Consider the following 13,388-nt stretch of genomic DNA (forward strand, 5'->3'; position numbering starts at 1 on the left):
GGAGAACAAAATGGCAATTAACCGTATCGATCACGCTGCTGTCCGGGTCGAGGAACTCGGCCAGGCATTGGAATGGTACGAGGGCGTACTCGGCCTGACCGTGCTGGACCGCACCAAAGACCGTGCCCTGCTGGCCTGTTCCGGTGACGCGGCCGACCTGACCCTCATCGCGGGAGGTCAAAGCATTGAAAGCTTCGCTTTCGGTGTCGACCACGCCGACGATCTCCAGGAAATCGTCCACCGCCTGTCCACCAACGGCGTGAAATATGAGCAGTACCGCAGCCCTGACCGGCCCGGCCACGACGAAATCCTCGGGTTCGACCTGCCCACCGGCCACCGCATGGAGTTCGTGGTAGCTGATGGCAACCGACGCGCCGGCGTCACCGAAATGACTTCCGATGGCGGATTCCGTCCTACAGACATTGACCACATCAATCTCCTGGGCGAGACTGACCCGCGCGAGTTCTCGGAGTTCATGAAGATGGTGCTCGGGTTCAAACAGTCTCTGGCATTGACTATCGCCGGTAACTGGGCCGCCTCGTGGATGCGCGCCACCAAGATGGACCACGACCTGGCCTACATGCAGGCCCAACGCAAGTCAGACCGTCTGCACCACATCGCCTTCGCGGTCGAAGACGGTAACCACTACTTCCGGCTTTCGGACCGGCTGGTAGAAACCGGGAACCGGTGGGAGTTCGGCCCCGGCCGGCACATGGGCGGCGTCGACCGTGACACCCAGGGCTTCGGCACCAACTGCTTCGCGTACGCCTTCGACCCCACAGGCAACCGCAATGAGTTCAGCGCCGGCATGAACGAGTTCGAGGACTCTGAATTTTTCATTGCCGAGACCAGCCCGGAGAAGTTCCCGGAAATCATGAACGGCTGGGCCTACAACATGCCCGAAACGTTCATGACCCAGGGATCCTAGGAGCGGCACAATGCGATCACAGGTCGGCGGCGGAACGAATCAGGCTGCCCTGCTCGCTTCCGTCACCGGGCTCGTCCACGGAAGTTGGAGGAATGTCGATCACGAGCACGGCAGCGGCGGGGAAAGGTTTTTCCTGCCCGAGGGCGTGTGCGAGATGCCGGCAATGACGATGTCCGGCCGACAGGCCATCGCCGACGGATATGCCGCCCGCCGCGCCGCGGGAGACAGGGTGTCCCGACACCTGGTGTCCAACCTTCAGGTAAGCGAGCAGGAGGACTCCCGGATCGTGGCCAGATACGCTCTGGTCCTATATGCCGGACACGGCTTCCTGCCTGTTCCTCTGGAACTTCCCCAAGCGGTGTGCGACGTCGAGGACACGCTTGTCGGCTACGAGGATGACCTGCTGATCGCCCATCGGCGGCTGGAAGCGGTCTTCGTGGCCGAGGGCAACGATTCGGTCATGCTGAGGAGGCGCGGGTCATGAACTCGCTGTCGGCCCATACCGTAGACCAAAGCCTGCCTCCTGTGGCGCTGGTCCACGGATGGGGGAGTTCCTACGACAGGACCTGGCGGGGAACCTGGCTCGAAGGCGAGCTGCTGGCCCGAGGCCGTACGGTCATACCCGTCGCCCTCCCCGGACACAGTCCGGTCCTCACCTCCGCCCGGCCCGAGGATTACGCCGAGATCGCAGATCAGCTCTGGCGCATGCTGGAGCACCTCGGCTGCCTTGATGGTGTCGGATTCTCGCTCGGTGGCAAGCTGCTTCTACGGCTTGCCGCCGAGCACCCCACCCGTTTCCGGCGGTTGGTAATCGCCGGGGTCGGAGAGAACCTCTTCTCGGTGGAGAAGGGCGAGGCCGTCTCGTCTGCTCTTCTTCATGGAATTCCCCAAGGGGCCCCTCATGGGCTGCGTCAGGTTGTGGAAGAGGCGCTGGCCTCGGGCAATGACCTAAGCGCCATGGCGGCCGTGATCAGCCGCCCGCCCCGCACTTTCGAGGTGGGATTACTCGCCCGGATCACCGCCGAGGTGCTCATGGTGGCTGGGGAAAACGACGACATCGCCCGATCCCCGGATCCGGTGACGAGGTCACTGCCGAATGGACGCCAGATCCTGATCCCCGCGTTGGGCCACGTCGAGACACCGGCCCTACGGGAAGTGCAGGAGTGCGCGCTCACGTTCCTCATAGATGGGCTGGGCTGAACCATGCAACACATTTTACGGCCGGAGACCCCGGACGTGTCAGGCATCCACCGCAAAACGCCCATGTTCTTCAAGGCGGCGTTGGTGGCGCCACGAACCGGAGATCGCACCATCAAACGCCCAGTAGTACTCAAAAACCATCGAGAGGTGTCACCATGATTGCCACAAAGAAAGTGATCATTTCGGCGGCCGTAACGGGTTCGATCCATGTTCCCTCAATGAGCGAGTACCTGCCGATTACCCCGGACCAGATCGGGGAAGCTGCCGTCGAATCGGCCAACGCCGGCGCCGCAATAGTGCACCTGCACGCCCGGCAGGCGCCGGACGGACGGCCCGCCTTCGCCCCGGAGGTCTTTGGAGAGTTCCTCCCACGCATAGCTGCAGAAACGGACGCCATCGTCAACATTTCCACCGGGGGAGCCACGTCGATGACCATTGAGGAGCGCCTCGCTGCCGCCACTGCTTTCAGTCCCGAGCTGGCCTCGCTGAACATGGGATCAATGAACTTTGTGTACTCCGGCATCGCCGAGCGCGTCACCGACTGGAAGTATGACTGGGAAAAGCCCTTCGTGGAGAAGTCCTACTCACACCCGTTCCAAAACACATTCGCCCAGATCGAGTACGCGCTCCGGGAGCTGGGCGAAGCCAACGGTACGCGGTTCGAGTTCGAGTGTTACGACATCGGGCACCTCTACACACTGGCCCACTTCGCCGAGCGCGGACTCGCAAAACCGCCGTTCCTGATCCAGGGCGTATTCGGAATCCTGGGCGGTATCGGAGCCGACCATATGAACCTCAACCACATGATCACCGTGGCCGACAAACTCTTCGGCGATGATTACCACTTCTCCGCGTTCGCAGCAGGCCGCCGCCAATTCGAGTTCGCCACCCACAGCGCCTGGCGCGGAGGTCATGTACGAGTCGGACTCGAGGACAACCTCTACGCCGGAAAGGGCGTGAAGTCCGAGTCAAATGCCGACCAGGTCCGGAAAATGGTCGCCGTCCTGACAGACCTCGGCAGGGAAATCGCCACGGCGGATGAAGCGCGCGCCATGCTCTCGCTCAAGGGCAAAGCCGCAACCAGGATCCCCCAAGTCACCCATTCGCGGCCTGTGTAACCGAAAAATCAGGACCATTCAGGCCTGTGCAGCCCTACGTTAAAGGAACTTCATGCTTGCTGTCGAACACGATGGAAACCTTATGGTCCTGCGGATCAACCACGGCAAGGTCAACGCGTTCGACCTGGACCTCGTTCGTGCCATCGCCCTCCAGATCCAAGACCTTGGCCCGGCCAAGGGCCTCGTTATCACTGGCACTGACCGCATCTTTTCGGCCGGTGTCGACCTCACCCGGCTGCTGGAGAATGACGTGGACTACACCACGGCGTTTGTGACCGAGTTGGATGCCCTGGTGCACGCGCTTTTCGAGCTGCCAGTGCCCGTGGTCGCCGCTCTCACGGGGCACACCATTGCCGGGGCCTGCCTGCTCGCTTCCGCCTGCGACTACCGGGTAATGGCCCAAGGTCGCATTGGTGTCACGGAGGCTATCGTCGGCCTCCCCGTGCCGCCTGCGAGCCTCGAGGCCCTGCGCTTCACCGCCGGTACCCGCACTGCAGGGCTCGTCTTGTCAGGCCGGACGGTAGAGGCAAACGAAGCCCTCGCCCTGGGACTGGTCGATGAAGTTACCACCCATGACAATGTCGAAGGGCGCGCTTTGGAGATCGCCCGGCAGTTCACCTCTACACCGGCCCAGACCTTTGGGCTGCATAAGCAGATGCTCCGCGCCGATGCCAGCAGACGGATACGGGAGGCCGTCGCGGACCACGCGGCTTTGGTGACGCAGGCCTGGACAGGGGAGGAACCCCGGCGGTTCGCGGGCGAATACATGTCAAGGCTGAAAAGCCGCAAATAGCACAACAACCATCCGCGCCACCCTCGGCTGCCCGGCAAGAGGGCTACGTCAAGAAGCGCTTACAACTCGTTCAGCACACTGACGTGCTACCAAAGGAGACACGTGACTACCGCTGCATTCACCCGGACGATCCTTAGCGAACGAGTGGTGTCCAACCGCCGTTTCGCCATACTCCAGTTTCAACCAGCCACCGGCTCACTTACCACCTGGTCTGCCCCTGCCCTTGCGGAGTTAGCCGAAGCCCTCTGGTCCTTGGATACGTCCCGGGTGGACGCCGTAGTCTTCCACGGCACCGGACGAGTGTTCGGCGCCGGCGCTGACCTTGACGAATTCCGCACGTCGGCCCGGTGGGAAGACGGGGCAGCCATCGCCACCCGCGGATACGACATCTTCGATGCCATCTCCCGACTGGACGCGCCTACCGTTGCTGTCATCCAGGGCCCTGCCCTGGGCGGAGCACTGGAATTGGCGCTACGCACCGACTACCGGGTGGCGGCATCCTCGGTGCGAGCCCTCGGCCTTCCGGAGGTCAGCCTCGGGCTCATACCGGGCTGGGGAGGACTCACTTCCATGGCTCGACTGATAGGCCCTGCACGAACAAGGCAGATTGCCGTTGCGCAGTCGCTGAACGGCAACCATCTGACCGCCGCCGGTGCGCTGGAAGAGGGCATCGTCGATGTCGTTCTGGAAGACGAGGACCTACTGGAGGCCGCCCTTCGATGGACCAACGACCTCCTCGACGGCGTCCGCTCCGTCAGGAACCCCGCAGCCGACACAGGTGCAGGAACCGCCGTCGAGCGCTCCCAGGACACCACACCGGCCGCCGCTGCCGTCTCCGATCTTTTGGCCCGGTGGCAGCAACACGATCGGCCGGCGGCGTCGTCCGCATCGCGGCCGTGCGACCGCACAAGCCTTCGCCTGGCTGCGGGAAAGGACCCGATCCGCGAGGACACCATCAAGACTTTTGCCACGTTGCTTCAATCAAACGAAAGCCGCGCGAGCATCTATGCCTTCTACATCCTGCAGGAAGCCCGTAAAAACAACCGCACCAGTATGGACCTGGAACTAGGCAACGTGGGCGTGATCGGAGGCGGGCTGATGGCTGTGCAATTGGCCCTCGTCTTCGCCGAGCACTCCACCGCCCAAGTACTGATAAATGACCTCGACCAGGCACGGGTCAACAGAGCCCTCGAGCAGGTCACTGCCCAACTCGACCGTTCCGTGCGCCGCGGACGCCTCACAGCCGAGCGTCGCGATGAGATCCGCAGAAGAATCCATGGCACTGTCCGGCTTGAAGACTTCTACCCCTGCGAAATTGTCATCGAAGCAGTCTTCGAACAGCTCGAGGTGAAACGGCAGGTCTGGGACGCACTCGAACAGATCGTCGCACCCGACACGCTGCTCCTGACCAACACCTCCGCCCTGTCAATCGACGACCAGGCAACAGCCCTCCAGCATCCCGGCCGCTTGATCGGCTTCCACTTCTTCAACCCGGTCGCAGTGCTCTCCCTGATAGAAATTGTCCAAGGGGTCAACACGTCATCTAGCACCGTCGAGAAGGCCTTCGTCCTCGCCAGGGCCTTGGGTAAAACCCCTATTCTCGTCCAGGACTGTCCCGGTTTCGTCGTCAACCGCCTGTTGACCCGTCTCTTCAGCGAAGTCCTGCAGCTCATTGATGACGGATCGGACCCCTTCACCGTGGACCACGCCCTGGACCCGGTGGGGCTGCCGATGACGCCGCTGCGGCTCCTGCAATTCATCGGCCCGCGGGTCCAGCTGCATATCTGTGAAAGCCTGTACAACGCCTATCCGGATCGATTCCCCCCTAGCGCCAGCCTTGCGCGGGTGGCCCAGGCGGGGCTGCCCGGATACCTCGCCGACGACGGCGGCATCCTCCCGGAGGCGGCCGTCCTCCTGCCGCCGGCAAAGCCCGCTGCTACAGACGAAATACGTGCCCGAATCCTGTCGGCAATGGCCGACGAAGCGGAGCATATGCTCCGCGAGGGCGTGGTCATCGGGCCGGAACAAATCGACCTCTGCATGATCCTTGGAGCTAACTATCCTTTGCATACCGGAGGCCTGACCCCGCTGCTTGACCGGGAAACCGGCAGCAGCTTCAGACCGGATCTGCACGCGGGAGTCCCCACTCGGGGGTAGCTACCCGCGCCACACCACTAGTCCCAATACTTACAGGAGCACAAATGAGCCACAGCCAGGACGTTGTCATCGTAGGAGCGGCAAGGACACCACAGGGCAAGCTGATGGGGCAACTCGCGGCCTTATCCGCCGTGGAGCTCGGGGGAGCCGCGATTGCCGGCGCCTTGGACAAGGCAGGCATCGCACCAGAAACGGTCGAGGTAGTGATGATGGGGCAGGTCCTGCAGGCGGGCTCTGGCCAGAACCCGGCTCGCCAGGCCGCAGCAGCGGCCGGTATTCCCCTCCATGCCCACGCCACCACAGTGAACAAAGTCTGCCTTTCCGGGCTGAGCGCCATCATTGACGCGAGCCGTATGCTGCGCCTGGGCGAAGTCGAGGTGGCTGTCGCTGGCGGCCAGGAGTCAATGAGCAATGCGCCACATCTGCTGCCGGGCTTCCGCTCCGGCCAACTGTATGGGAACAGCACCCTCCTCGATTCCGCCGCGCACGACGGGCTGATCGACGCTTTCGAGCACGAATCCATGGGATTGGTCACCGACCGGGCCAACGAGGAACTACAGATCTCAAGGGCCGACCAGGATAAGGCCGCGTTTGCATCACACCAACGGGCAGCTGCCGCCCAGGACAACGGACTGTTCCAGTCGGAGATTACTCCTGTAAAGGTCCCACAGCGCCGCGGTGAGGCGGTACTGGCAACGAGCGACGAGGGAGTCCGGGCAAACACCACCTTCGAAGTGCTAAGCGGGCTAAAACCCGCCTTCTCCGCTGAAGGAACCGTGACCGCAGCGAACGCCTCACCACTTAACGACGGGGCGGCCGCTGTTGTTCTGACCACACGTAAGTACGCCGAGACCCACGGACTGGAAGTCCTCGCGACCGTCGGAACTCCGGGCCAGATTGCCGGGCCTGACACCTCACTGCCCGACAAACCCGCACGCGCCATTACGAAAGCCTTGGCCGGAGCAGACTGGAAAGTCGAGGAGCTCGACTTCATCGAGATCAATGAGGCATTCGCCTCAGTAGCCCTGCACTCAGCGGCCCTGCTCGGCATAAGCATGGACCGCGTAAACGTCAACGGCGGCGCAATAGCCCTCGGACACCCCCTCGGAGCCTCCGGCGGGCGGGTCGTGGTCACCGCCGTACACGAACTGATGCGCCGAGGAAGCGGGAAGGCCGCCGTCGCACTGTGTGGTGGAGGGGGTCAGGGCGAGGCTCTGCTGCTTTCACGGTAGTCAGAACGGCACCATGCAGCGGGTCCTCTTCAGAGCACTATCGTGAGCATCCCGATAGAAAGGAAAGAAAAATTGGCAGCAGAAGTGTGTAGTGATTGGGGCAAGCTCGTCGGGGTCCCGGTCCAGCTGCGTCAGCACGGGAAGTTCATCCGGTCCGGGGTGGTCGATGCTGCCATGCCGGATTCGTCCATATTGTGGCTGGCTGCTGACGGAGCGGATGAGCGGCAAATGTTCGACGCCGCGCTCGGTTACGAAGCCTGGACCTATCCACGGGAACTAGACGGCGACCTTCGCTTCATGATGGCCAAGAATTCACTGGCTCCGATAAAATTACTGCCGTAGTCAATCTGCTGGAAAGTTTGCGTCCGCCATTCCAGAATGCGTATTGCCGAACGCCGATAACGGACCTTTCGTCAATCTTTTCTCTAGTCGGAATGGCCGGATATCCTGCTAGACACAAGACTTGGGGAGTAGGAGTAGGAGGATGAGGCGTCAGCGGAGAGCATTCCAGCCAGAGACCCGACAACGCCCTGACGATCATGAACGCTTGGGTATGCGTTTTCTAAGCAACACACGCGCGGGGCCATTCCTCGGCGGCCCCACCGCGCGGCGAAAAAGTGAGGCAGCCAACGCCCGGGAATAGCTAATCACATCACATGAGAACGCCCGCAGCGAAACTCTTGTAGCAGTAACCTAATTGGGTTGGCTGAAGTCTGGCCTGCCAACTATTAGCATCACCTTTGGGCTCCGTTTGGTTGCTTTGCCATGCAGTTCTGCTCCACAGACATTACCCGGCAGGGTCGCGCACAGGTCAACCCTCCGCTGCCGTGCCAGCACCCATGTCCGGAATACGCCCATGCGTGAGAATGGGGACAGGGGTCCCCACTCTTTATTGAGCTAGCCCTACCCCGGATTCCAGTCCGAGGGTAGCGCCGAAATGCCGCTCCCTAACTAGCTCACTACAACTCCCTCTACCGATAACTACCTCACGTAGAACGACCCCAAGGGAGTTCTACGTAATGGGAACTACCTGATACCAACTACCCCACGCGACTATGCCTGGACCAACGCTGCCAGGTCGGACGGGTGACGGCCCCTGCTGGGGGATGTGGCCCCTGCCTTCAGGGCAGGGCGATCCGGAAATTGGGTCTCGGTGATGGCCCCCTGCTTTGAGGGCAGGGGGCCGCTCCGGCACTGAACCATTGATTCCGCTGTCAAGGCAAGCGGAGCGCCGCGCAGCCCGCAGGGCGGAGCAAGCTCCGCGTGACGCAACGAACTTCTTGACTTCCACACCGCCCTCGGCAACAACCCAAATGAGTCCGCAAGGGAAAGCATGGTCAACGCCCGCTCCGGCCAGTCGGGGGAAACCCCGATAGTCCGGGCAGGTCAGAACATTTGGACTTCAATAGTGGAACTAAGCGGGGCCAAGGCTTCGCTGCCCATGGGATCACCATTCGAATTTCCCGTTTCAAGCCGAGCCACCAGGAGCGCCGGCTCCTTGTGGACCGCGCCCCTTCATGACGTTACGTGCGTCGTTCGCGTGCCCGGGCCTGTATACGGTCTGTCAGCCTCTTTCCGCAGCGTCCTGCGGAAGTTCGCTCGGCAACTCCGCCGGGATAGGGCCATGGGCGGCCCTAGGGGCCAAAATTAGGACAACGGTAGGTTGGTTTGCGCCAGCAGGCGTTCCGTCAGCTGAGAACGTCAATAGAATCGTCCCTAGTTCATCCCGACGAAAGGGCTGGCCTCAACGCTGTCCGAGAGTTCCGAAGTTGCCCCTCTACTAAGCCCTGCTGAGCAGGACGAGCATCGGGATGGAGGAGTTGATTAATACTCGGACCTCGACAAGTGATCGCTGTACGTGCCTGTGCCTTCTCGAAGAGTGGTTAGGACGCATCATTAATGAAACGTTTCAAACCAGTACGCGACTGTGGGCGCTACCACGGCCGGGCCGGCAAACAAGTCTCGTGGGGGTTACCCCCCACCCCTCCTAGGCGTGCTGCGCGTCCCTAACAACTTGCACCACATAGACGCAGGTGGCGACTGGGGCATAGATCCGTTAACCCTGCGGAGTTGTGGGACCAGTAAGGATCAGCACCGCAGCGATGAGCCAGCGCCCACCCTGGAGGGTAAGCGCCGTGATGGCTATGGCGTTGTCTAGTGACATCCCAACCAGTCCCGTCGGTCCTGCCCAGATGTTAGGCCGCGTAGGGTCCCGTGCGGGCGTCATACAACCAATGACGACCGGGCAGGCGTCTTTGCCGGTTTGAGTTCTCCATGCCGAAGCTAAGCCTGTTCAGGGCCGGGGCGTCGAGAGCGGGACATGGCGGACTCGTCCGTGCCGTGCCCGGCTGGGACCTTCGTTGAAGTACGCGTTGTTGCAGTTCTACACCTAAGCATTGCTCCAGGTCGTCATTACCGCGCTTACGCGGAATGTTAGGTCCCTGCGGGGGCGGAGCTCTGGCAAGGCGATGTCCAGAGGGCTAAGGGCTCAAGCCCAGTGTCGCCGCGTCGGTAAGGTGTTTGGCCCAAGTGGACATGCAGTTCCAACGACTCCGTACGTTCTTCCTGATTCTCCGGGCAGTGGTGCCGACTTGGTCGGGGGCTCGTCGCTCCGCGATGAGGGCAAGATTGCGCAGCCAAACCGCAACGCCCAAAGGCGTCTGATATGGCCCCGGCGACTGACCCCAGAACCCGACAAGAGGCCGTGTGCTTGGAATTCTTGACGACGCCTCTTCACTCATGGGCCAGAGGTCGAGAGTGATCCCAGGTCGTGATTTTTCGCGACCGTGGCAGGGGTGTCAGTCGAGGGCGCGCTCGCATGGGCGCGCAGGAGAGGCCAGAGGGTCCAGTTCCCTGTGGCGGTGAACGCGAGAGCCGGGGATCCGCGTGCACAAGACGCGGAGGTGAGTTCACGACGAGCCATGAACGACGCGCAAGACGCAGGTAAACTCGCCACGCACCGTCCGCCAGCAAGAGATGCAGGTGAACTGTGGACGCGCCGTGCGTCCGCGAGAGACGCAGGTGCGCCAAGGTACTTCGTTGCACGGTGGCAAGAGACGCACGTGTACGTGCGGCTGAATAACAGGGTGTCCAACACCCTGATGCCAGTCGTTTCGGTCACGCCACAGCCTCCAGCCAGTCGGCTGCGGGCAGGCCGAACTTTGCTGAACCAGAACACTCGGGACGACATTGCGGGTGTTGTACGTGCCCGTGCGTGACGATGCCAGCCTCAACCTGGAACCGATGGCCTCCCCGGCTGTTGGGTGGGGGTGGGTGGGGTGGGTGGGCGAGGAGATCTTCCTGTGGCTGCACCGCGTCAACTGTGGCCAATCAGGACCCGGCGCCCTTCTCGTTAGGCGGCCTGCGCCGCTTCCCGCAGGACCAGCCCGGCCCTGAGTATGTTGACCGCCGCGTTCTTGTCGGCGTCTGCCCGGTGCCCGCAGGAAAGGCAGATGAATACCTTGCCGTTTCGGTTGGCCGCCTCCCGGTGCCCGCATGCACTGCAGATCTGGGAGGTGTAGGCGGGGTTGACCTGGATGAACTCACGACCGGCGCTTTCAGCCTTGCCGCGTATAAATTCCAGGAGTATTCCCCAGCCTGCATCGAGAATGGACCGGTTTAGTCCGGTCTTTGCGCTCCCTCCATTGGGTTCGTATCCGCCGGCCCCGTCGGGCCGGGGGACTGCACGCCGGGTCATGCCGGCGGTGTTGACGCCTTCCGCCACGATGACGTCGTAGCTGTCGACGAGCTGGCGGGACGCTTTGTGAAGATAGTCGCGCCGCTGGCTGCTGATCTTCCGGTACACGCCGGAAACCTTCTCCCGAGCCTTACGGCGGCGGTTGGATCCCCGCTTCGTGCGGGACAGGGCCTGGTGGGCCTCTGCCAGCTTCCCCAGGGAAGCCTTGCCGTAGGCCGGGTTCCCGATCTGCTCCCCTTGAGAGGTATATGCTAAGCCATTGTCGCCGGTGGCGAGGTCGATCCCGATCATGGCTCCGGTCTTCGGGAGCGGCGCCGGCAGCTCCTGCTCGGCAACGACGAGGACATACCAGCGCCGGCCCTCACGCTTGATGGTGAGTGTTTTTACCAGCCCCACGACTTGCCGGTGTTGCTTGACCTTGACGTGCCCGACGCCCTTGAAATAGGCCCGGGTCTGCGTCAGATGGGGCGCCGAGTCCCACTTCGCGCCCGTGACGGCGCGGTGGACGGCCGTGTTGAAGCGGGTGACGGCTTTGAAACGCGGGTAGCCCACCCTCTTCGCGCCTGCCTTGATGCGGCGGAAGAACGCCTGAAAGGCCTTGTCCAGGCGAAGGACGATTTGGGCTTCTGCGGCGGCAGACCAGCGCTCATAGTCGGGGTTGGCGGCGCGGATCTCTTTGAGCTGGGCATCCTGGGCGCCGACGGTCACGTTGATTCGGTGGCGCTCCCACATGTACTTGCGGTCCTCCAGTGCGGCGTTGTAGAGGAGGCGGAAGTCGTCCAACATCGCCACGAGCGATGCCTCCTGCTTCGCCGTCGGGTACATGCGGAACTTGTACGACCGGATCATGGCATCCGGTGGCGGGCTTCCATGGTCCGCCCCCTGACTTTCTCTCAATGGCATGCACCAGATTGGATGCATGTATTACGAGTAGAGCAGACAAAGCTGACAATGTCAGCTGACATGGACAAATGCCCACTCGCCCGCACCAGTCCTCCGAGGAGCAGACACTCCGGTGGGCTGAACGTAGGGCGATGGTGGGGGCGCGGATACGAGAGCTGCGACTCGGGCAGGGCCTCTCCCAGGAAGCACTTGCCTTGGAGTCCGGGTTGAGCCGGAATATGATTATCGGGATCGAGTGGGGCAAGAAAAGCGTGGCTTACGAGCGACTTTGGGATATCGCCGACGTACTTGATGTACCAATGACCGCACTTCTCGTCCCACCGGAATCGCCAGCAGAGAGCACCCCATACCGAGGCGGCCGGCGACCCATGGGCCGCTAGCCCGGGAAAGACTTGAACCGTTTGCCATGCCCGGAGGCTGCCCCCCTCACCCACGCGGCCGAGGCCGACGAGGGGAGGCACCAGTTATGAGTCATTACATCACCTGTCGACCCGGCCCGACGGTGCAGCCCAGGTTCCACGGGCGGCGAAGTTCCCACACGTCTTCAACTGAGGCACCGGCGGCCGGCACACACCGCAACCTGACTGACGGCCCCATATGCGTGTCAGCTGCAACAGACGCCGAAATCGTCGATGTCGGCGATGATGGTTCTGTGAACAGCGCTGTGGAACCAATTTTCAAGGTTGTGACGGTACCCGACTCCGCAGACGCCCGGCTGTTCGTCGAGCTGTCGAGTTACGGGGCGGATCTCGCTGAGGCTCGTCATGCCCTCGATCTGGCGATCGAGTCCCGCGGTGAGGGCTCTCAGCTTGAGGATGCGGCTGCCTACCTGATCGCCTTCGCTGTCGTCGCATACTGCCGCACGTATTTCCCCTCGAACGTGAGAAAGCCACTGACCGACCACATCGCCATCCCTGCCGAGCTCTCAGATATTCACGCACTGGTGGGGGCATTCAGGAACACCACGATTGCACATTCCCAGTCGAACCTAGCGACAACGTTCCCGGTGGGTTTTCTCGATGCTGCAACTCTTCGAGTGCGGGACGTGGCGGCAGCGACTGTGTCGCAGACGCTGCCTCCCCGGCTGGTTGATCGTTTCCGCGAGCTCGTCGAAGTAGCAGACGACCTCCTCTTCGAGGTGACCGAGCCAGTCCGGCAAAGGCTGGTCGACAACCTAAGCGGATCCGATCTGACGAGAATGCTGGAAGTGGGCGGACAGCTACGGATAGTGGACGCTACGGATGCAGACTTCGCGCCACGTACGAGGAGACGGCCTTATCCGACCGCCCACACCGTGTATTGGTCGGCGACGTCACTGCGAAGCGACTCATCCGACACGACCTGACTGCGGTGCAATTCC

At 62.2% G+C, this 13,388-nt stretch carries 11 protein-coding genes; 10 read left to right on the plus strand and 1 reads right to left on the minus strand.

The annotated features are described in order from the left end of the window. The first annotated feature begins 10 nt into the window (after nucleotides 1-10). The 8 genes from NG701_RS05090 (at nucleotide 11) to NG701_RS05125 (ending at nucleotide 7,770) form a co-directional block, all read left to right on the plus strand. Nucleotides 11-928 (plus strand): VOC family protein, encoded by a 918-nt coding sequence (locus NG701_RS05090; RefSeq protein WP_252565055.1) that lies wholly within the window; start codon nucleotides 11-13, stop codon nucleotides 926-928. Between the two features lie 10 nt (nucleotides 929-938). Then, nucleotides 939-1,412, plus strand: coding sequence for a nuclear transport factor 2 family protein (locus NG701_RS05095; RefSeq protein WP_252565057.1), 474 nt, complete (start codon nucleotides 939-941; stop codon nucleotides 1,410-1,412). Continuing rightward, nucleotides 1,409-2,128: an alpha/beta fold hydrolase gene (locus NG701_RS05100; RefSeq protein ID WP_252565059.1), complete on the plus strand. Its 720-nt coding sequence runs from the start codon at nucleotides 1,409-1,411 to the stop codon at nucleotides 2,126-2,128. The genes NG701_RS05095 and NG701_RS05100 overlap by 4 nt, the downstream gene beginning before the upstream one ends. Before the next feature lie 155 nt (nucleotides 2,129-2,283). Further along, nucleotides 2,284-3,246 (plus strand): 3,5-dioxohexanoate:acetyl-CoA acetone transferase, encoded by a 963-nt coding sequence (kce, locus tag NG701_RS05105; protein WP_252565061.1) that lies wholly within the window; start codon nucleotides 2,284-2,286, stop codon nucleotides 3,244-3,246. A 52-nt stretch (nucleotides 3,247-3,298) separates the two neighbouring features. Then, on the plus strand, nucleotides 3,299-4,039 hold the full coding sequence (locus tag NG701_RS05110) for an enoyl-CoA hydratase/isomerase family protein (protein ID WP_252565063.1): 741 nt from the start codon (nucleotides 3,299-3,301) through the stop codon (nucleotides 4,037-4,039). 102 nt (nucleotides 4,040-4,141) lie between these two features. After that, nucleotides 4,142-6,196, plus strand: coding sequence for a 3-hydroxyacyl-CoA dehydrogenase NAD-binding domain-containing protein (locus NG701_RS05115; RefSeq protein ID WP_252565065.1), 2,055 nt, complete (start codon nucleotides 4,142-4,144; stop codon nucleotides 6,194-6,196). A gap of 44 nt (nucleotides 6,197-6,240) precedes the next feature. Beyond that, on the plus strand, nucleotides 6,241-7,428 hold the full coding sequence (locus NG701_RS05120; protein WP_252565067.1) for an acetyl-CoA C-acetyltransferase: 1,188 nt from the start codon (nucleotides 6,241-6,243) through the stop codon (nucleotides 7,426-7,428). 42 nt (nucleotides 7,429-7,470) lie between these two features. After that, nucleotides 7,471-7,770, plus strand: a complete 300-nt coding sequence (locus NG701_RS05125) for a hypothetical protein (protein WP_252565069.1) — start codon at nucleotides 7,471-7,473, stop codon at nucleotides 7,768-7,770. A gap of 3,010 nt (nucleotides 7,771-10,780) precedes the next feature. Here the strand turns inward: NG701_RS05125 and NG701_RS05130 are convergent. Further along, nucleotides 10,781-11,974 (minus strand): RNA-guided endonuclease InsQ/TnpB family protein, encoded by a 1,194-nt coding sequence (locus tag NG701_RS05130; RefSeq protein ID WP_252565071.1) that lies wholly within the window; start codon nucleotides 11,972-11,974, stop codon nucleotides 10,781-10,783. Nucleotides 11,975-12,159: 185 nt separating this feature from the next. Between NG701_RS05130 and NG701_RS21335 the strand changes: the two genes are divergently transcribed. Both NG701_RS21335 and NG701_RS05135 read left to right on the plus strand, forming a co-directional pair. Continuing rightward, nucleotides 12,160-12,408 (plus strand): helix-turn-helix domain-containing protein, encoded by a 249-nt coding sequence (locus NG701_RS21335; RefSeq protein WP_374208654.1) that lies wholly within the window; start codon nucleotides 12,160-12,162, stop codon nucleotides 12,406-12,408. A gap of 221 nt (nucleotides 12,409-12,629) precedes the next feature. Continuing rightward, nucleotides 12,630-13,373: a hypothetical protein gene (locus NG701_RS05135; RefSeq protein ID WP_252565073.1), complete on the plus strand. Its 744-nt coding sequence runs from the start codon at nucleotides 12,630-12,632 to the stop codon at nucleotides 13,371-13,373. Nucleotides 13,374-13,388 lie beyond the last annotated feature (15 nt).

The sequence above is a fragment of the Pseudarthrobacter cellobiosi genome (genome assembly GCF_023913815.1).
Lineage (GTDB): Bacteria > Actinomycetota > Actinomycetes > Actinomycetales > Micrococcaceae > Arthrobacter > Arthrobacter cellobiosi.